We start from the raw sequence: 19,071 nt of genomic DNA, 5'->3' as shown, positions 1-19,071 counted from the left end.
CCAAAGGTTTTTTCCGGGATTTGCGTATAAACATGATCGGCTTCCTTTACTGAACCAATGTGGTGGCGCTGCCAAGAACAGCGGCACAACTTGCCTTGACAATCGTCTTGGTGCGGTCATCTTCACAAGCATTACCACCACAGGCTTTCAACTTATTGATGAGTGCATACAGCTCTGTCTGGATCTCATTGTCGGTCGGTTGGGAAGCCAGATTATCTCCCACGAAATGGGTCATCAGGGAGCTTGTAATCAAGCTGTTGCCGCCATGATCAAAAGCGTTTTCGGCCGGAGCAGAAAAGTTAAAGCCAGGGAACATAGTTGATCGGAGCTCGTTGTTCTCTATCAACGCATCGCAATACTGGATAGCCAATTGCGTAACAGCCATCTGGTGCGACGACAGGAAACCCTGAATATTCTCCACCGTGGGCAGTTGTTGCTTCACGGTATTGTAGGTGGCACTTACATCCGGATGCGTGGTGGCAACGCCGGTCATTCGGGCCATGGAGGCATTGATTTCATCAAAGGTTTTCAGACCGATTTCCGGTGACGCCGGAAGGTCTGCCGGCTCGGGCTGCGGCAGGGGCGCGGGCTCGGTCCGGGCAAACTGGTTGCTGCCGATCTGATCAAAGGTCAGGAAGAACTCGTCAATTCCGGGGCCGCCTTCAAGCGCAATAATGGTGCCCATAGGGGACAGTGGCTGGCCGATGCCTGGCTGGTAGAGGTCTGCATCGAGCAGGACATCGAGGTTGGCCCAGGCTTGCCCGACAGTGGCTTCTTTACCGTTGATGCCCAAACGCATTCCCCTGAGCGGGATATTCGAGGGCTCGACGCTGTCATCCAGGCTGATGAAAAACGGACTGGTGAATCGGTAGGCGTAGCTGTCGAACTGGCTGACTTCAAAGACGATAAAGCTCTGTGGCAGGTCAATCAGGTGGGAGACCCCGAACAGCAGATAGAACTTCTGGCCCACACCCACTTCAAAGTTGGCCTGAATCTGCTGGGGTGTCAATGCACGGTTGTGAATGGCCACCATACGGATGGCCCCCTGCCACGGGGAATTGCCGTCGGTTTCATTACCCAGCACCAGGGCAAAGCTGTCGTCCCACTCGGTCAGCAGTCCGCCCTCGTCGGGATCAAGGTCGCCCGAAAACTCGCCATTGACAAAGATCTGTCGACCGGTCGTCGGGCTGTAATTAACCACCACATGCTGCAAGGTTGCTTGTAACAGCATATCGGCATCCTGAGTCGCAAAGGCGCTGTTCTCGTCGCTGGTGGTGGAGCGATGCAGTACTTCGTAACGCTGGAGCGACTGGCTCAGGGTTACATTGCGTGTGGTCGCGGAGCCGGAATAGGTGACGATGCGGGCGTCTTCCTGGGTGATATTCCCGGGAGCTACCCAGGCTTCGATGCTGTATTCACCGGAGGTGGTCAGTTGGGTATGGAGTTTTCGGCTTGCCGAGGTGCTGCCCTGGGCCTTGCCGGCAGGCACCATAAATCCTTCGCTGTTTTCTCCTGCGGGGCCAAGGTCGATGCCCCAGCCGCCAACCCAGTCAACGTTGCCGCTGAGCGTGAGATTGAGCGGTGGCTCAATACCGCTGGTGTCAAATGCAGTTTGCCCTTCACCCGCTTTGAATTCGTACAGGGCAATGACATTGTCTTCATAGCGACCGCCGGAGTTGGCCAGCAGGCCGTCGGCACTGAGCTCAACCGCCTTGCTGACCACCAGGGCAGGGTCGACAGGCGTTGCGCTCAGATCCTTGACCATTTCCAGAATCTTCATTTCCATCAGGTTGGCCGAGGCTACGCAGTCGTTATCCCAGCAATTATGGAAGTCAAAGCGCAGCCGCTGTACCAGGCGAGAGTCGGCGGGCACCGTGGCATCAATGCGGCTTCGGGCCTGGTGGTAGGCGGTGTTTACATCGGCACTGGCAATATAGGGTGTCTGACCACCATCGCTATGGCACTCGCTGCAGTACTGTTCGAGCACCGGATACACTGTGGTGGCGAACAGGCCGGGCTCGGCCGGCAGAGAAATGGTGGCCCCCGGATCTTTCAGGGCAGGTGCACGTAACTCGACGGTTTTGGCCGAACCTCCACCGCCTGCCCAGTTTGTGATGTAGGTTGTCAGGATGTCGGCGCAGGCAGAGTTGCTGGATAACCAGCAGTTATGGCCATCTGCCACTTTGGTTACCATCAGGGAGTCAGACGGATCCGAGAGATTTACAATCTTCTTTGCCTGGGAATAGGCGCTGTTGATGTCCTGCTCGTTAACAAAGGTGGGCGACTGACCATCGGCCCCGTGGCAAGACCCGCATTTATCCTGGGTCACCAGATTGTCCCAAACGCTGCGTTTGAAATTGGACACATCCTCGGTTGCCGGGGCCGGACCACTGTAGACCATACCGCCTGAGTTGCCGGAGGTATTGGGGAGAGATTCGGTCGATTCGCCCCCACAGGCGGCCAGCAGCAGGGTGGCTCCCACAACAACGAGTACCGATTTCAGGGCTTGCGCCGGTGTGTGTGCTCGCAGTGTCATCATCTGTTACTCCCCCATGCAGTAAACAGCGGATTCAGCGAACACCTGCTTCAGGTTGTAGCCCTGGTTCGCGAAGCTGACAACCATACTGTTGACCTTTGCCCGGTCGTCACTGTCCGAGGGTGGGCGCAGGCAAACGTTCTCGAAGACTTTCTTCACCTGACACTGGGCAAAGGCCCGGGAATGCGCGAACTCCCGACCCAGGCTCTTGGCACCGTTTCCGGAGCCGGGCAGGGTTGGATCCCAGCCGAGGCGCCGATTGGCACCCTGGCGCCAGTAGTTGTCCCAGCGGTCGTCAGGTGTGACATAACCCTGCTCAAAGGTGGCCGAATTGATGTGATATTTGCTCTGTACCCGAGTGCCGGTTACCGGATCTGTTGTGCCGACGGCGTTGTAGATAAGGCGCCCCCGTTCACCGTCCGGGTCGCTATTCTGGTTGTACTGATAGTCGTAGTAAGCGAAGGCCTGGGTCATCGGATCCATGCCGGTGTGGCAGCCTACGCAGTTGTTGAGAAAAACCCGGCTGTCTCCGCCCGGGCTGCGGGAGACATCCTGACGAATACGGTCTGTGGGCAGGGTAACGTCAGCGACCTGCTCCAGGTCGTTGCACATGTGGTTGATCAGGGTAAACCGGAACATGGCGCGGTTGGTGCCCGCGCTGAAGAATGCTCGGGCGGAGGCGCGGGATGTGATCACGCCGGCCGTGGCCGAAGATGGCAAGCCGTTATAGCTGGATTGGCTGACCCGAATCAGGTTGTCGCGCAGGCTGACGCCCCGGGATTCCAGTTCCGAATAATGGTCGTTGTTGCTCACAGAATAGGGCGTTAAGCCGAGGGACGGATCGCCAATGTAGAGCACGTCATCAAACAGGATCTTCCGAAAATCCTGGTCGTCCCGAACCATGCCGACAACGGTGGCAATGTAATCGTTGAGAGGCACGAACTTGGACATGGCCTCGTTGGTCCAGGGCGCAGCAAAGTTCTTGAGTGTGACATCGTAAAAAGCGGGATCTTCCATGGCGATGAACGCAGCGCCTTCGGGATTGGAAGGTATCAGGTCGGCCATCGACTGCAGGACGCTCTCGGACGGTGGAACGCCCGCAATACGGTCGTGTATCTGTTTGGCCTGTTCCCTGGCGCCTGCCTCAGCCAGGCTGGACACCATTCCTGAAATAACGATGATACTGCAAGCCATGGTAATCAGGCTTGTCATCCTGTTCCGGGCGGTCATGTCCGTATCCCTCAATGATGGTTAGCATCCGCACATTAATGCTTTTTGACAATTGTTAAAAGTTTACGACTTGCTATATCTTAAAAATTGAGTCCCAGGCCACGTTATTACATTGCGTTACGTAAAAGCTTTGGAGTGACAGGTTCGAACCGACTTAATTTATGTCATGGAATGTCATCCACCACAGGGTTTGTTACATTGGAAGTCACGTCATCGGTTCTCTCTGCTCGCTATCACCGTGGTCGGTTGCTGGCCTGTATCGGTGCACTGTCGCTGACAGGATGCCTGTCTGGCGGTGACAGCCAGAAGGCTGATCCGGTTGTGGTCGAGGAGCCGGTTGCCTACATAGAACGGCAACTTGTATTCAATGAAAACACCGGATCGCTGGTTGAGGATGATCTTGCGAACCCTGCCGAGTTTCGGCCCGGAGCCCGCCTCCTGCTGAAATCCAGTGCGGCAGCAAGTTCGTCGGCAAAAGATATCTCCGCATCTGCATTTTCCGGTGGATCCTCCTATGACGTTAAGGATCTTCACGTTTCCCAGGATGGGAACCGGTTGCTGTTTGCCTTGCGTGCCCCCGAAATAGATGGCGCCGATGATGACGAACAGCCCACCTGGAATATCTGGGAATACGACCGAACCACGGCATCGCTTCGCCGTATTATTGATTCGGACGTGACCGCCCGCGCGGGTCAAGACGTGGCGCCGGCTTATCTGCCTGACGGCCGGATTGTTTTCTCGTCGACGCGCCAGCGTGTATCCAAAGCGATCCTGCTGGACGAGGGCAAGCCCCAGTATTCCGGCCTGGATGAGGAGTTGGACAGTCCCGCGTTTCTGCTTCATGTCATGGATGACGATGGCCGGAACATTGAGCAGATCACCTTCAACCAGAGCCATGACCTGGACCCCGTGGTTATGAGCGATGGCACCATCATTTTCAGTCGTTGGGATAATGCCGGTCAGACTCGAAACAATGGTGTGAACCTTTATCGCGTCAATCCTGACGGTACCGGGTTGAGCTACCTTTATGGCCGTCATTCCCATGAGTCCATTCCGGAAGCCAGCGACATCCAGTTCCTGCGGCCCCAGGCACTGGATTCAGGCAACCTGCTGGTTCAGCTGCGCCCTTTTGAAAGCGATGACTATGCGTCGGTGCTGGCAGAAATTGATGTTGAGCGATTTGTAGAGGCCGATCTTCGCGTTGACGGCACTGAGGGTGTGGGACAACGCTCATTGATTCCGGGCATTCGCCTGAATGGAGAGTTAACTCTTGACGGGCGCTATGGGTTTGCGTCGCCGCTTCTGGATGGCACCGGCCGTTATCTCGTCAGCTGGACCCCTTGCCGATTGCAGGACGTTGCAACCGATCGCATCGTAAATTGTACGGAAGATCGACTGGCTTCTGACCAATACCGCCCTGCCGCTCCGGTGTATGGGCTCTGGCTTCTGGATGCGGCAGAAAGCACCCGCCGTCCGATTGTGACTGCGGTAGAAGGCGTCCAGTTTGACGAGGCCTTGCTGATGCGAAGTCGCCCTCTGGAACGTTTTATTCCAGAGGCCCAGTTCCCCGGCGATGCTGGCGCGTTGGCGGATGACGGCTATGGAATTCTCCACATTCGCAGTGTTTACGATCTGGACGGCACGGACACCACGCCAGCCGGCATCCCTGCTATGGCTGATCCGGTGCAAACGCCACCGGAGCAGCGCCCGGCAAGATTCCTGCGCCTGGAGAAGCCCGTGGCGATACCCGATGACGACGTACGGGATTTCGATAACAGTGCATACGGGCGAAGCCCTGCCCAGCTAATGCGGGAAATCCTCGGTTATGTCCCGATCGAACCGGATGGCTCGGTGAAGGTTGCAGTTCCTGCCAATGTTTCCTTTGCGATCAGCGTACTGGACGGGCAGGGGCGAAGACTCGGGCCAAGGCATGAGAACTGGCTGTCCGTTCGCCCCGGCGAAACCCGGGAGTGTTCAGGTTGCCATAATCCGGACAGCCCCGTACCCCATGGTCGGGCAGATGCCGGCCCCGAGCCTGCCTGGGCCGGGGCGCCAACCACTGGCCGGCCATTCCTCAACACTAATCCGGCACTATTTGCTGATATGGGCGAAACCATGGCCGAGGTCTATGCCCGAATCAACGGCATTCGTCGACCGTCGCCGGATCTTGTGTACGAAGATGACTGGACCGACCCGAATGCGGCGCCAGTGGGCGCAAGCTTCACGTACGCCTACGGTGATCTGGACACGGTTCCGCCCATTTCCGCTGTCTGTGCCGGCGAGTGGGCGCCGAATTGCCGCATTGTGATCAACTACGAACAGCATATTCACCCGCTCTGGAGCAAGGTCCGGCAGGAAGTGGACCCTGTCACCATGGACGTCATTTCCGATTCCACCTGCACTGGCTGCCACACCACCTCCGATGCCGCTGGAATGGCCCAAGTGCCCGCGGGACAACTGGATCTGGGCGATGGCCCATCACCTGCAGAGCCGCTTCACTTCAATTCGTACCGCGAACTCCTCTATCCGGACAACGAGCAGGCGTTAATGGACGGAGCCCTCGTAGATGTGCGGGTGGATTCCGGGGAGGTGCTGAGGGATGAAGAGGGTAATCCGATCCTCGATGTCGATGGCAACGAGCAACCAATTATGGTGACCGTGCCGGTTCGGCCATCCATGTCGGTAAATGGCGCCCGCTTCAGTCGATTCTTTGATGTATTCGCAGTCGGCGGCAGCCATCAGGATTTTCTTATGCCCTCCGAACTGAGGCTGCTTTCAGAGTGGCTGGATATTGGTGGGCAGTATTACAACAACCCCTTCGATGCCCCGGAAGACTGAACCAAGGACTCAAGCTCGTACCATGCCCATCGCCATTCTCATGATTTTGCTGTTGCTGCCTGCCTCGAGTTGGGCTGGCTGGCTATGGGGCTCGGAAGACGAAGACGTGGCCCGGGTGCAGGTAACGGAAGCGTACCTGTCCTGGCGGACTGGCCCGGCAACCGGCTATCCGGTGTTTCACACCAGTGAGAAAGGCGAATGGCTCACCATCCTTCAGCGCAAGACCAGCTGGATCAAGGTGATGGACTCCCGAGGCAGGGAGGGCTGGGTGTCGGTGGCGGACCTGGCTCAAACCGTGGATGTCACGGGAGAGACCGTGAGCCTCCAGGTTCCTGACCTGGATTCGTTCGGGAAGCGACGGGCAGAAGCCGGTTTGATGATGGGCGAGTTTGACGGTGCTGCCGTGATGGCTGGCTATGGAGGTCTTTGGCTGACCCGGAATCTGTCTGCAGAGCTGTGGGGGTCTCAGATTCTTGGCAGTGCCTCCGAGATTCGGATGGTTAATGGCAATCTGGTGCATCAGCCATTTCCGGACTGGCGGATATCGCCTTTTTTCACCCTGGGGATTGGCCACATCTGGGTTGAGCCGAAAGCGTCTCTCGCCCAGCCGGAGGAACGTGATAACAGCATCGGCCATGCTGGCCTTGGAATCAGGGCCTACATCACCGATCGATATTTCATCCGTGCCGAGGTGAAGGACTACAAAGTCTTCACGACCCGGTCCACCAACGAAGAAGCGACAGAATGGAAAATCGGACTAAGCATCTTTTTCTGAAACCGCTGTGCCTTGCGGCAGGCCTTTGCACCGCTGCGGCAGGACAGGCGCAGGAAGACCGCCCGCTGATCGAGCCCGATGTGACGCCGGTGCCGGTTACCGAAGCCCTGATCGATACCGAAAACTTCGAGATCGGGGCATTTGTGGGTGTGCTGAACATTGAGGATTTTGAATCGTCCCTGTTGTACGGCGGCAAGCTGACATACCACCTGAGCGAATCGTTCTTCTTCGAAGCAGGTGTGGGCTTTGCGGAAGGCGGCGAGACCAGTTTCGAGAAGCTGGCCGGAGATGTGGAGGTGCTGACCGACAGTGAACGGGACTATAGCTACTACAACATCAACCTGGGGTACAACGTGCTGCCGGGTGAGGCGTTCCTCACAGAGAATTACGCCTTCAACACCAATTTCTATCTGATTGCCGGGGCAGGGGCCACGGAGTTTGCCGGCGATACCCGTTTCACCCTGAATGCGGGGGCCGGCTATCAGGTTCTATTGACCGACAGCGTGTCGGTGCATTTTGGGGTGCGGCAACACTTTTACGACATTGACGTGCTTGGGGAAGAGAAGACCTCCGTCAATACCGAGGTCAGTACCGGGTTGTCTGTGTTTTTCTGAAATTAAGGAGGAATGGCTGTGAGAGCATCCATAGCAAGACTGGCATTGGCGGGTGTACTGGCCTGCGCGAGCCCCTTGGCCGCGGCTGAGGCCATTAACGTACCGGCGCCAGACTTTACCCTGGAAAGCCGCTCCGGGGAAAACCTGCGGCTGGAGGATCATCGGGGCGAGGTCGTTATGCTTAACTTCTGGGCTTCCTGGTGTGGGCCCTGCCGTCAGGAAATGCCCCTGATGGACGAGCTTTACAGCCAGTACAAGGATCTCGGTTTCACCATTCTGGCAGTGAACGTGGATGAGAATCGGGACGAAGCCCTCCGTTTCCTCGACAAGGTGCCGGTCAACTATCCGATTCTTTACGATCCGGAGAGCTCGGTCAGTGAACTGTATGAGGTTCAGGCCATGCCAACGACGGTGATGATTGACCGGAACGGCAATGCCCGATATCTGCACTACGGCTACCAGCCAGGTTACGAGGATGAATACGAGCAACAGATTCGCGAACTGGTGCGCGAGTAACTTCTGGACGGTGCCCGCTATGCGAATTTTGTCGATCCTGTCGTCCCTGTCTCTGGTTGCACTGCTGTTGATGTCGACCGGCTGCAGCTCGGTAAAACCCTGGGTGAAACCCTACGAGCGTGACAATCTGGCGGATCCGGTCATGAGTCTGAGCAGGCATGGCACGGCTGACGCCTACATGCATCACGTCTATCAGGCCAGAGAATCCGCTCGCGGCGCTGAAGGCGGTTCAGGGGGTGGCTGTGGCTGTAACTGACAGATTTCGGGTTGCTGCACTCAGTCTGATGGCCCTGATGGCGTTACTCACGGTTCAGTCCGCCACAGCGGCGACCTTACCCGTGGACAAAGTAGACGTGCTCTATCATCGTTACGATGGTGGCGGCATGGTGATTGATGGCCCGTCGGTGCTGGTCCGCAAAGGCATTGGACCCCAGGTCTCATTTTTCGGTCAGTATTACGTGGATTCTGTGTCTGCTGCCTCGGTGGATGTATTGGCGACAGCCAGTGCCTACGAGGAGGAGCGCACAGAATACACCGTGGGTGTGGATTACCTGTACGACAAGGCCATTCTGAGTCTGGGTTATACCAACAGTACGGAAAATGATTACGAAGCCAATACCCTCTATTTTTCGGTGAGCCAGGAATTCTTCGGAGGCATGTCCACGGTGACCATGGGCTATGCCAGTGGCTGGGACGAAGTGGGTCGGGTTGGTAATGATTCCTTCAGCGAGGAAGCCGATCGTCGTAACTACCAACTGGGCCTTAGCCAGGTCGTTACCCGTAACAGTCTGGTAGGCCTGGACCTCGAAGTGGTCACAGACGAGGGTTATCTGCAAAACCCGTATCGTGTGAACCGCTACATTAATCCCGATAATCCAGCGGAGTTCCTGACTCAACCGGAACAGTATCCGGAAACCCGAACCAGTACCTCCGTGGCCGTGAGAGCGCTTTACTATCTGCCGTATCGCGCCTCAATACGCGGTGAATACCGCTATTTTTCAGATACCTGGGGCATTAACGCCCATACCATGGAACTGGGCTACGTGCACGGGTTGACCCAGCACTGGACCCTTGAAGGTTCCGTCCGCTATTACACCCAGAACGAGGCGGATTTTTACAGCGATCTTTTCCCGTTCAAGAACTCTCAGACCCATCTTGCCCGGGACAAGGAGCTCAGCTCGCTTTCAGGGACAACCCTGGCAGTAGGCGCGGTGTACGAATGGAAACAGACGTCGCTTCCGGGCATTGATCGTCTGCAGTTCAGTCTGTTGGTGGACTGGCTGAATTTTGATTATGACAACTTCCGCGATGTCACCGCGGCCGGAAACTATCTCCCCGGCGAAGAACCCCTTTATTCCTTCGATGCCTATGTCACCCGGGCGTCATTGATTCTTGAATACTGAGCATGCAGGAAGAACGACCATGGCCACTTGCTTGAACTCCCGATTTCCGGCGCTGTTAGCGGCATTGACCCTCGCCCTGACAGCCCCTGCCTTCGCCCAGTCCAATCCCGGGGAGGAGAAGGACGAGACCGCGGTCGCCGAGCAGGTTGAGGCCCTCAAGAAGAAGGTTATCCGGCTTAACCGGGATCTGTTTATCCTTGAGGAGGACCTGCTGTTTCCGGCCAACACCCAGGTTGCGGTGTTTCTCAGCGTGGATGCTGGCAAGTTTCTGAAGCTGGATGCGGTCAAGCTGAAGGTTGACGACGAGATCGTTGCCTCTCACCTCTATACCGAGCGTCAGGCGAAAGCACTTGAACGCGGCGGTATGCAGAGGCTTTACGTGGGCAACCTGAAGACCGGAGCCCATCAGGTGACGGCGTTCGTTGAGGGCATCGGGCCGGATCAGCGGCCTTACAAACAGGCAGCGTCGCTGGAATTCGAGAAGGGCACCGGCACAGCTGCACTGGAGGTCCGTGTTGAGGATCGCTCTTCCGATTATCAGCCCTCAGTTTCCATCGTGGAGTGGGAGTAAGCCGCGCCGTGGGATTGACAGTGATCAAGCCATTTCGAACGCGTTCGGTATTGTTTACCGGCGCTTTGTTATGGCTGACGATGGTTGCTCCGGCCCAGGCCGATGAGCCCGGACCTGAGCGGGCGAAGGACCTTCGGTACGGTTGGGCTCTGTATGAGTATCATCAGGGCAATGTCTTTGAGGCTCTGACCCAGCTGGCGGTTGCCCGTGAGCAAGGCGGTATCGAAGGACATGGTGATCACCCGGCTTTGGTAGAGGGTGGGCTGATGTTGTCCTGGGGCATGACCCGTGAGGCCAGCAAATTGTTCACGGAACTGCTCGGTAGTGACGGCGCGGGTAGCACACTTTCGCCGGAGGTTCGCAATCAGGCCTGGTTCTATCTGGGTAAGGTGTTTTTCCTGGAAGGTAATCGTGAGCTGGCCGGCGAGAATCTTGAGCGCGTGGATGGTGAGATACTCGCTGAGGCCAACCATGACCTCTTTCGGGAGTGGGTTTATCTGCGAGCACGAGTGGCCATGATGTCTTCGAGGATCGAAGACGTATCGAAGCTGACGTCGCTAAAGGAACAACTGGAAGACACGGACATCTGGTCCCTTTACCTGCAATACAATTCTGCCGTCGCCGCTCTGGACGCGGGAGACGTCGCGACAGCCGAGGCTGAACTGCAGACACTGATCGCCATCATTCAACAGTCTGCCGATTCCGCCGAACCAGAGGCCGAACGCGAAGGCCTGTTGGACAGGGCCCGACTGTCACTTGCCCGGCTTTACCTCAGGGATGGCCGGTTCGACGCGGCGCTTGAGATCCTTGGCGACATGCCGCTGAATGGCGTATTCGCTGACCAGGCCCTTTTCGACTATGCCATAGCGGCGGCCGGGCAGGGCAGGCCGGATCGGGCACTTGATGCGCTCGATACGCTGTCGAGCAGGGATCTGTTTTTGCCATGGCGCCAGCAGGTTCCGTTCGCCCGGGCCTATGTTCTTGAGCAGATGAACAAACCACAGCGAGCATTGCCGGCCTTCAGGCAAGCGGCCGACCTTTACCAGGCCCGTATTGAGGAGCTGGACATTATCCGGAATCGGCTCACTGAAGAGAGTCTGATGGCGCAGCTTGACTTCACTCGTGACAGCGACGGGATTCTCACGGATTCCTACGGCCGTTTGCGGGTCCAGCCTGCCGATTTCGGCATAGCCGAAGTGCTGGCTTCGGAGACTTTCCAGCAGGCGCTTGCAGAATTGAACGAGCTCTACCAAATGCAATCCTTTATCGCCGAGCGGCAGTCCCGGTTTGAATCCTTCCGGATCATGCTGGAAACCCGCGAACAACAGCGTCAGGTGCGGATTGCGGAAACTCGTCGGGCGCTCGAAAGCCAGCAGGCGAACCAGTGGCAGACATTGCATGAGGAATTCAGGGAAACGATCGCCACTGCGTTGGCTGAAGAAGACGCTCAATTCTTCATGACCGCAGAACAGAAAGCACTGAGAGACAAGCTCAACGAGGTTGAAGAAACGCTGGCGGGCTTGCCTGACGACGCCACCACGGCCAGGCAGCGTGAGACTTACCGGAGGATGCGTGCCTACTTCGACTGGTGGATTGCGGATGACTATGGCGTGAATCGCTGGGCGGCGCAAAAGCAGTTGCGGGAGCTGGATCGTGAAATGCAGCACTTCCAGGCCCAGCGGCAGAGGGTTGAAACCCTGATGTCCGACGATGGCCGCCATGCCGAACTGGCTCGCCGCATTTCTGCCAGCGAGCGCGAACTCGCCACCCTTGGCCAAGAGGTGGCGGTTGCATTGAGCAACGCCCGGCGAATCCTCCTGAGCCAGGTAGACAGCATGCTTGTCGCCCAGCAGGAGGAGCTCAATGGGTATCTGGTGGCTTCCCGCCATGCCCAGGCCAGGTTGGCGGACCAACTGTTCCGTAGATCGCAAAACCCGGGAGCCGGTGATGAGTAACGGGACTCCTGGAAAGATGGTGAAAGGCCTTGTCGTAGCAGGTGCGCTGCTCATGGCCAGTGGCTGTCAGGTGTTACAGTCGATGATGCCCGCCGGCGACGAGGAAATGCCCAGGGTCCGTGAGGGTACCCTGGCCGCGCTTCCGGCGACTGAAACCCGTCAGGTTCAGGGTATCGAGGCTGGCAGCGGCCCCGCGGATGATGTCTCCATCGAAACAGTGATGGAAAGCTACAAGGCGCTTTTGCCGCTGGTGGACGATCCCCGCAAGCAGGTTACCATCCGCCACCGGCTGGCCGATCTGGAATTCCAACGGGCGGAGCGGAAAATGGCCGATACCGCTGTCGATGAGCTCGCCGGTGCTATCGAGGCCTACCAGCGTCTTCTGTCCGAATACCCGGAGCGCGAGGGCAATGACAAGATCTATTATCAGCTTGCCAGGGCCTGGGAGCTTCGGGGCGCGACGCCCCAGCAACTCGATACTCTGGATACTCTGGTCCGGCGGTACCCCGATTCGGACTACTGGATAGAAGCTCAGTTTCGCCGCGGCGATCTGCTGTTTATCGATGGCCGATACCGGGAAGCCGAGCAGGCCTTCGGCGAGGTTACTCTGGCCAGCCAGGAGCGTATGGCCGATGCCTCATTTCTGGTGAACGCGCATTACATGAAGGGCTGGAGTCTGTTCAAGCAGGCGCAATACCAGGAAGCCCTGTTCAGCTATGTAGAAGTGCTTGATTTGGTGATGCCTGAGGGGCAGCCGGTGGAAGATGTGGATCAGCGGAGCCAGACCCTGATCGAGGATCTGTTCCGGGTCGTAGGGCTGTCCCTGTCTTACCTTGATGGCGCGGAAACCCTGCAGGCGTTGTTTCGCCAGACGGGCGGGCGTCCATACGAAATTCTGGTTTATGACCGCTACAGTGGGCTTTTGGTCGAGAGGGAACAATACGGTGACGCCATCGACGTATTTGAAGCCTTCATAGAAGACCACCCGGCGAGTCCCTGGGCGCCTCGCTACCACATGCGGATTATCGATACCCTGGAACTGGCCGGTTTCACCCGTACTGTGCCTGAACGAAAGGCCGACTTTGTGAGCCGTTACGGAATTTACAGCGCCTATTGGCAGTCAGCGGGCCCCGATGCGATGGGTTTCATTGAGCAACAGCTGGAGCAGCTTCTGCCTGAGCTGGCAGACCGTCAGTATCTGTTGGCGGGGGAAGTCATGGATGAACAGCAGGCCAACGATCACTACCGCAAAGCCGCTAGTTATTACGCCGAGTTTGCCGCTACCTTCCCGGATCATCCCCGCACACCGGAGCGTCTGTTCCTTCTGGGTGAAACCTATCTGGAGCTGGAAGACTGGGCGGAAGCCATCGCCGCTTTCGAGCGTGTGGCCTATGACTACCCGCAGGACACCGTATCCGGGCGGGCAGCCGAAGCCGGCTACGCGTCGGTTCTGGCATTCCGTGAGTATTCAATAACCTGGAACAGTCTACCCATATCAGAACAGGCGGCTTATCAGGAACTGCAGCAGTTGAATCGGCTGCGGTTTGCAAATGCATTTCCCGAAGACCCCAGGGCCCCGGCGGTGTATTACATTGCGCTGCAGCAGGAGTTTGACCGGAACAACTGGGAAGAGACCGTCAATATGGCGGCCCGGCTTGTGACCTGGCAGCCCACGCCTTCCGCTGAGTTAACGACAGAAGCCTTGCTGTTGTCTGGCCACAGCCTCTCTGAACTGGCCCGATACTCCGAGGCGGAGCAGGCTTACCGTGATGCCCTGGCGACCATGGCAGAGGATGATGAGCGAAGAAGCGGGGTGCGTGAAAACCTGGCCGCTGCGGTCTATCGGCAGGCCGAGCAGTTGGCCGATGCCGGTAATGTGGAAGCTGCCGTCGGCGAGTTCCTGCGAGTCGGTGCTGTGGTTCCGGAATCCGCACTAAGGGCAAACGCTGAATACGATGCCGCCTCACTTCTGATAACCGCCAATCTCTGGGAACCGGCCATTGGTGTGCTGACCAGTTTCCGAAGGGCTTTCCCGGACCACGAATTGATTGATACGGTCCCGGCAAAACTGGCGTTGGCCTATCGTGAAACGGCGCAGTGGGAGCGAGCAGCCGACGAACTTCAGCAAATGGTGGCCCTGGCGACAACGCCGGAAGAGCGAAGAGAAAACCTGTTGATTGCAGCAGAGCTGTACGATCAGGCCGGAAACCGTGACAAGGCCATCGATACCTGGCGGAATTACGCCAACAGCCATCCCGAGCCGGCCGATGTCTACATGGAAGCGGCCAATCGGCTGGCTGAGCTCTATCAGCAAGCTGATGACACCGTAAAAAGAGATTACTGGTTGCGCAAGCAAATGGAAACGGTGGACCGGAATCCGGACGCGGCGGACGACCGCATGCGCTACCTTGCCGCGTCAGCCTCGGCCATTCTCGCCCGCGAAGCGCTTGCCCGGTATGACAGCATTCGCCTGACGTTGCCACTGAATGAGAGCATGGCTGCAAAGACCGATGCGCTTGAAGGGGCAGTTAATGCTTACAAGAAAACCGCCAGTTACGGCCTTTCGACGTTCGCAACCGAGGCCGGATACCAGATTGCCCATATCTATGGACGCCTCGGTGCCGATCTGATGGATTCGGAGCGGCCCTCCGGGTTGAGTGAGCTTGAGCTGGCCCAGTACGAGCTTTTGTTGGAAGAGCAGGCCTATCCATTCGAAGACAACGCCATCGATATCCACGAGCAGAACATCCGGCGGGCCCGGGAGGGCATTTTCGATGAGTGGGTCAAGCGCAGCTACGAGGCCCTGAAAGTCCTGCTGCCAGGGCGCTACCGGAAGGAAGAAGTGACCTCGGGGGTTGTCTATGAACTTGATTAAGACCTGTGGTCTCTGTCTTTTGTTGTCAGTCGCGTTGTCTGGATGTGTCACGGCCCCGACGCCGCCAGAATCTGATCCTCAGGTCGAGCAGGCTGTCCTCGAGGCGTCATTCAGCGAAGCGGTCAAGGCCATGGAGCAGGGCAACTTTGCCGAAGCCCGGACCGTTTTTGAACAATTGGCCCGGAACTATCCGGACAAAGCCGGCCCCATGGCCAACCTTGGCATCATTGCTTTCCGGGAAGGGGACGCCGATAGCGCGAAAGAATGGTTTGAGCGCGCGCTGGCGGTTAATTCCGAACAGGTCCAGGCTTTGAATCATCTGGGCGTGATTGCCCGAAATGCCGGAGAATTCGATGAGGCGGAACGGTATTACCGAGCTGCGTTGGCGGCGGATCCGGATTACGCGCCTGCGATTCTTAATCTGGCCTTCCTGCTGGATATCTATCTGGGTAACCCTGCCGATGCGATCGAACTCTATGAGCGTTATCAATCGGCTGCCAGAGAACCGCACCCGAGACTGGAAGACTGGATATTTGATGCGAAAAACAGAATCTGATTTGGACAGGTTGATATGAAACGTCTTTCGCCGATCATTCTGGCCGCTTCCGCTCTGATAGCTGCGGCGCCCATGCTTTACGCCCAGGACACCCCGGGTGTGGTAACCATCGAAGGTACCCGCATTCGTGGCGACCAGGAAGTGCCCACGGTCATGTATCTGGTGCCCTGGCAACCACCGGAAGTTGAACAACTTCGGGCGCCAGACGAGCGGCTCATGGTTAATCAGGGGATTGCGCCGCTGGAACGATATGAATTCCAGAGGCTGGTGCAATACCACAACGAATTCCTGAAACAGACACAACCGGCAGATGAATCGCCAGAGTGAGACATTCCTCACATCTGCTCTGTGTTCTTGCGCAAAAATAAACAAACCCTCACACAGACTTGCGCGAACTTACCCTGTCCGGGCGAGCTCGCGAATAGACTGATCTGAAAACGGACCATGGAGTGCCCAGAAAATGATCGATACCGCCGTTCGCTTCTTCCAGGAAGGTGGCTTTTTTATGTTTCCGATCGCCGTTGTGCTGATCATCGGACTCATTGTTGCCATTGAACGTTACGTCTACCTTTCCGCCCAGAAACTGACCAACCGTCGGGATTTCAACCGCCTGCATCAGATGATTGCAAAGCGCGATCTGAAGGGCGCCCTGAATTACACTCAGGAGTCCGGTAGTGCCATGTCCACCATGATCGGCTTCGGCCTTCAGCGCCTCGCCCGCCGCCAGGGTCGCGAAGAGATCGAATACGCCATGGAAGAGGGGTTGCTGGATGTTATGCCTCGGCTGGAAAAGCGCACACAGTACCTGGCAACACTGGCCAACATCGCCACGCTGCTGGGCCTGCTTGGTACCATTATCGGTCTGATTGCTGCCTTTACCGCAGTAGCCGCAGCGGATCCGGCCCAGAAAGCGAGCCTGTTGTCCCAGAGTATCTCGGTCGCCATGAACACGACAGCGTTTGGCCTGATGTCAGCCATTCCGATGCTGCTGATCCATTCGCTGCTGCAAACCAAGACCAACGAGATTGTTGATAGCTTCGAGATGGCCGGCATCAAGGTTCTGAACCTCCTTAGCGATGGCTCCGGCAACAAGTCCGGTGCACAACCACAGGGTCAGACTGCCGCTGCGACGGCACAGGTAGCGACACCGGCCGGTAGCCCGGCCTGATAACCAGCCAGAAGGATGTCAGGCCATGAGACGGAAGCATCGTCGCCTACAAAGTGAGGCAGATCTCGACATCACGCCCTTCATGAATCTCATGATTGTGCTGGTGCCGGTACTGCTGCTGAATATGGTGTTTGCCCACACCAGCGTTCTGGAACTCAACTTTCCGACCGGCGAGAGCCTGTCGGCAGAGCAGGCTGAAGAACTGCAGATCCAGGTTGTGATCTATGAAGATCGGCTGGTTGTTGCAGATAACCAGGGCGGCGTCATCAAGGACATACCCCGGCGTGAGGGCGAGTATGATTTTCCTCTGCTCAAGGATGTCATGAAAGAGATCAAGAGTCGGGTGCCGGACAAAAAGGATGTGATCATCATGCCGTCCCGGCAGACCTCTTATCAGTCTCTGGTTTCCGTGATGGATACGGTGCGCTCCTATGAAGCCGTAGTGGCTGGCAGTGTTGTCGAGGCAGAACTGTTCCCCGAAATCTCCCTCGGAGATGCACCTGCCCAGACCTCGGGCACCGCGGAGGTAAGTTCATGAAAGAATCCGCGAAAGCCCGTCGTCTGAAACGGCATTACCGGCGCAACAAAAGCCAGGGAAAAATGAACCTGGTGTCGCTGATGGATATTTTTACCATCCTCGTGTTCTTCCTGATGGTGAACTCTTCGTCTGACGTACAGGTACTCAACCAGAACAACACCATCAAATTGCCCGATTCGACTGCCCAACAACCCCCGGGTGATGTACTGGCACTAACCGTGACCGACCGGGATATCCTGGTGAACGGCCGGCTGGTGGTGAAACGCGACGCGTTCCAGACCTTCGAGGGGCAGGTTGAGCCATCGCTGAAGCAGGAGCTCGACTACCAGGCCAGTCGTTCGTCGGGGCCAGCACCGGAGGCAGGTCGCCCCATTACCATTCTTGCGGACCGGGAACTTCCTTACGAGCTGCTCAAGAAAATCATGTCCACCTGTGTGGACGCCGGTTATGCCAGCATTTCCCTGGCGGTTAATCAGCGCACGGAACAGGGGGCCTGAAGCTAATGGATTATCGCTACGGATTGCCCTGGAATCAGGAGAGGGGAGAGCGCAAGAGACTGTTGGCGGCGGCGGTTGTCGTGGTGCCCCTGTTTCTGGTTTTCGCGGGCTATGTGAGTTGGGTTGAGTTGCCGGAACAGGATCGGCAGGAACAGGAAGCCTTGCCGCCCCAGTTGGCGAAGCTGATTGTTGAGAAAAAGGAGCCACCCAAGCCGGTATTGCCAGAGCCTGAGCCGCCAAAGCCTGAGGAAAAGCCGGTGGAGCAGGCGAAGCCTGAGCCAAAACCCGAACCCGCTCCAGCGCCGGTTGTTCCAGAACCGGAAGTGGCTGAAAAACCGGAACCAGAGCCCAAACCGGAAGAAGTGGCCAAGGCTCGGGAAAAGGCGAAAAACACCGGGATTCTTGCCATGGGCAACGAGCTGTCGAAGATCAGTTCGCTGGCGGAATCGGTCAAACTGGATAGTCCGGTTACCAATACGGCCGAGCCGATCGCCAGGAAGACCGGTGATACCCTGGCTTCCCGTGCTACCGAAAACACCCGCAGTAGTGGTGTGAATGAAATCGCTTTGAGCCGGGAAACCCGTGAGCTTGCCCTGGCAGAACGGGAGCGCGCGGAGGTGGCCGAGGCGGAACGTGTGGCTGCGGTAAAAGAGACGGTGCGCAGGGAGCAGCAGGAAACTGCCTCGAAATCGCGTAGCCGGGAGGAGTTGCGCCGCACCATGGATGCCAACAAGTCCGCCATTTACAGCATCTACAATCGCGAGCTGCGCCGAAAACCCTCGCTGCAGGGCAGTATCACGCCCGAACTGGTTATCGAGCCGAATGGTGCGGTGTCCAGTTGCTCGGTTGTGGAGTCAACACTCAACGAACCGGCACTTGAGAACAAGATCTGCAACCGGTTGCGGCTGGTAGACTTTGGAGCACGACCAGGAGTCGACAAGACCACCATTCGTTATCCGATCGAGCTGTTGTCGAGCTGACGGTTGGCTCCGGATCAGG

17 protein-coding genes are annotated in these 19,071 nt (G+C 57.3%); 15 read left to right on the top strand and 2 right to left on the bottom strand.

Translation table 11 applies throughout. The annotated features are described in order from the left end of the window. Window positions 1-46: 46 nt before the first annotated feature. Both JIF53_RS07530 and JIF53_RS07525 read right to left on the bottom strand, forming a co-directional pair. A complete protein-coding gene (locus tag JIF53_RS07530; RefSeq protein ID WP_199452173.1) occupies window positions 47-2,539 on the bottom strand; it encodes a LamG domain-containing protein in 2,493 nt (830 codons plus the stop codon). 3 nt (window positions 2,540-2,542) lie between these two features. Continuing rightward, entirely contained in the window at window positions 2,543-3,748 is a 1,206-nt protein-coding gene (locus tag JIF53_RS07525) for a hypothetical protein (RefSeq protein WP_228285500.1), read from the bottom strand. 189 nt (window positions 3,749-3,937) lie between these two features. Here JIF53_RS07525 and JIF53_RS07520 point away from each other — a divergent pair, with 189 nt between their 5' ends. The 15 genes from JIF53_RS07520 to JIF53_RS07450 all read left to right on the top strand — a co-directional run bounded on the left by JIF53_RS07520 (window position 3,938) and on the right by JIF53_RS07450 (window position 19,052). Then, window positions 3,938-6,604 carry a PD40 domain-containing protein gene (locus JIF53_RS07520; RefSeq protein ID WP_199452171.1) on the top strand — a complete coding sequence of 889 codons (2,667 nt, stop codon included), beginning with the start codon at window positions 3,938-3,940 and terminating at the stop codon, window positions 6,602-6,604. Between the two features lie 22 nt (window positions 6,605-6,626). Next, window positions 6,627-7,379, top strand: coding sequence for an SH3 domain-containing protein (locus JIF53_RS07515; protein ID WP_199452170.1), 753 nt, complete (start codon window positions 6,627-6,629; stop codon window positions 7,377-7,379). Next, a complete protein-coding gene (locus JIF53_RS07510; RefSeq protein ID WP_014421172.1) occupies window positions 7,349-7,993 on the top strand; it encodes an outer membrane beta-barrel domain-containing protein in 645 nt (214 codons plus the stop codon). Before JIF53_RS07515 ends, JIF53_RS07510 begins: the two co-directional genes overlap by 31 nt. 12 nt (window positions 7,994-8,005) lie before the next feature. Beyond that, window positions 8,006-8,509, top strand: coding sequence for a TlpA family protein disulfide reductase (locus tag JIF53_RS07505; RefSeq protein ID WP_014421174.1), 504 nt, complete (start codon window positions 8,006-8,008; stop codon window positions 8,507-8,509). Between the two features lie 19 nt (window positions 8,510-8,528). Further along, window positions 8,529-8,765 carry a DUF4266 domain-containing protein gene (locus JIF53_RS07500; RefSeq protein WP_199452169.1) on the top strand — a complete coding sequence of 79 codons (237 nt, stop codon included), beginning with the start codon at window positions 8,529-8,531 and terminating at the stop codon, window positions 8,763-8,765. A 28-nt stretch (window positions 8,766-8,793) separates the two neighbouring features. Then, window positions 8,794-9,912, top strand: a complete 1,119-nt coding sequence (locus JIF53_RS07495) for a DUF3570 domain-containing protein (protein WP_199452248.1) — start codon at window positions 8,794-8,796, stop codon at window positions 9,910-9,912. 19 nt (window positions 9,913-9,931) lie between these two features. Beyond that, window positions 9,932-10,483 carry a hypothetical protein gene (locus JIF53_RS07490; protein WP_023009964.1) on the top strand — a complete coding sequence of 184 codons (552 nt, stop codon included), beginning with the start codon at window positions 9,932-9,934 and terminating at the stop codon, window positions 10,481-10,483. Between the two features lie 20 nt (window positions 10,484-10,503). Beyond that, complete coding sequence (locus JIF53_RS07485; RefSeq protein ID WP_227548967.1) at window positions 10,504-12,438, top strand: tetratricopeptide repeat protein; 1,935 nt, start codon at window positions 10,504-10,506, stop codon at window positions 12,436-12,438. Continuing rightward, on the top strand, window positions 12,431-15,313 hold the full coding sequence (locus JIF53_RS07480) for a tetratricopeptide repeat protein (protein WP_228285499.1): 2,883 nt from the start codon (window positions 12,431-12,433) through the stop codon (window positions 15,311-15,313). Before JIF53_RS07485 ends, JIF53_RS07480 begins: the two co-directional genes overlap by 8 nt. Then, window positions 15,300-15,869 (top strand): tetratricopeptide repeat protein, encoded by a 570-nt coding sequence (locus JIF53_RS07475; protein ID WP_153741425.1) that lies wholly within the window; start codon window positions 15,300-15,302, stop codon window positions 15,867-15,869. Before JIF53_RS07480 ends, JIF53_RS07475 begins: the two co-directional genes overlap by 14 nt. A gap of 15 nt (window positions 15,870-15,884) precedes the next feature. Further along, window positions 15,885-16,196, top strand: coding sequence for a hypothetical protein (locus JIF53_RS07470; RefSeq protein WP_183578911.1), 312 nt, complete (start codon window positions 15,885-15,887; stop codon window positions 16,194-16,196). A 133-nt stretch (window positions 16,197-16,329) separates the two neighbouring features. Then, window positions 16,330-17,037 carry a MotA/TolQ/ExbB proton channel family protein gene (locus JIF53_RS07465; protein ID WP_141066858.1) on the top strand — a complete coding sequence of 236 codons (708 nt, stop codon included), beginning with the start codon at window positions 16,330-16,332 and terminating at the stop codon, window positions 17,035-17,037. A 25-nt stretch (window positions 17,038-17,062) separates the two neighbouring features. Beyond that, entirely contained in the window at window positions 17,063-17,575 is a 513-nt protein-coding gene (locus tag JIF53_RS07460) for an ExbD/TolR family protein (RefSeq protein WP_153741424.1), read from the top strand. Next, window positions 17,572-18,072, top strand: a complete 501-nt coding sequence (locus JIF53_RS07455; protein ID WP_153741423.1) for an ExbD/TolR family protein — start codon at window positions 17,572-17,574, stop codon at window positions 18,070-18,072. Before JIF53_RS07460 ends, JIF53_RS07455 begins: the two co-directional genes overlap by 4 nt. Before the next feature lie 5 nt (window positions 18,073-18,077). Continuing rightward, the gene (locus tag JIF53_RS07450; protein ID WP_153741422.1) at window positions 18,078-19,052 is read left to right on the top strand and encodes an AgmX/PglI C-terminal domain-containing protein; all 975 of its coding nucleotides are present in this window, start codon (window positions 18,078-18,080) and stop codon (window positions 19,050-19,052) included. Window positions 19,053-19,071 lie beyond the last annotated feature (19 nt).

This window comes from Marinobacter sp. bablab_jr008 (assembly GCF_016464145.1).
Taxonomy (GTDB): Bacteria; Pseudomonadota; Gammaproteobacteria; order Pseudomonadales; family Oleiphilaceae; genus Marinobacter; species Marinobacter nauticus.
The sequence above is the reverse complement of the archived record's forward strand: the minus strand, read 5'-3'. Positions and strand labels throughout refer to the sequence as shown.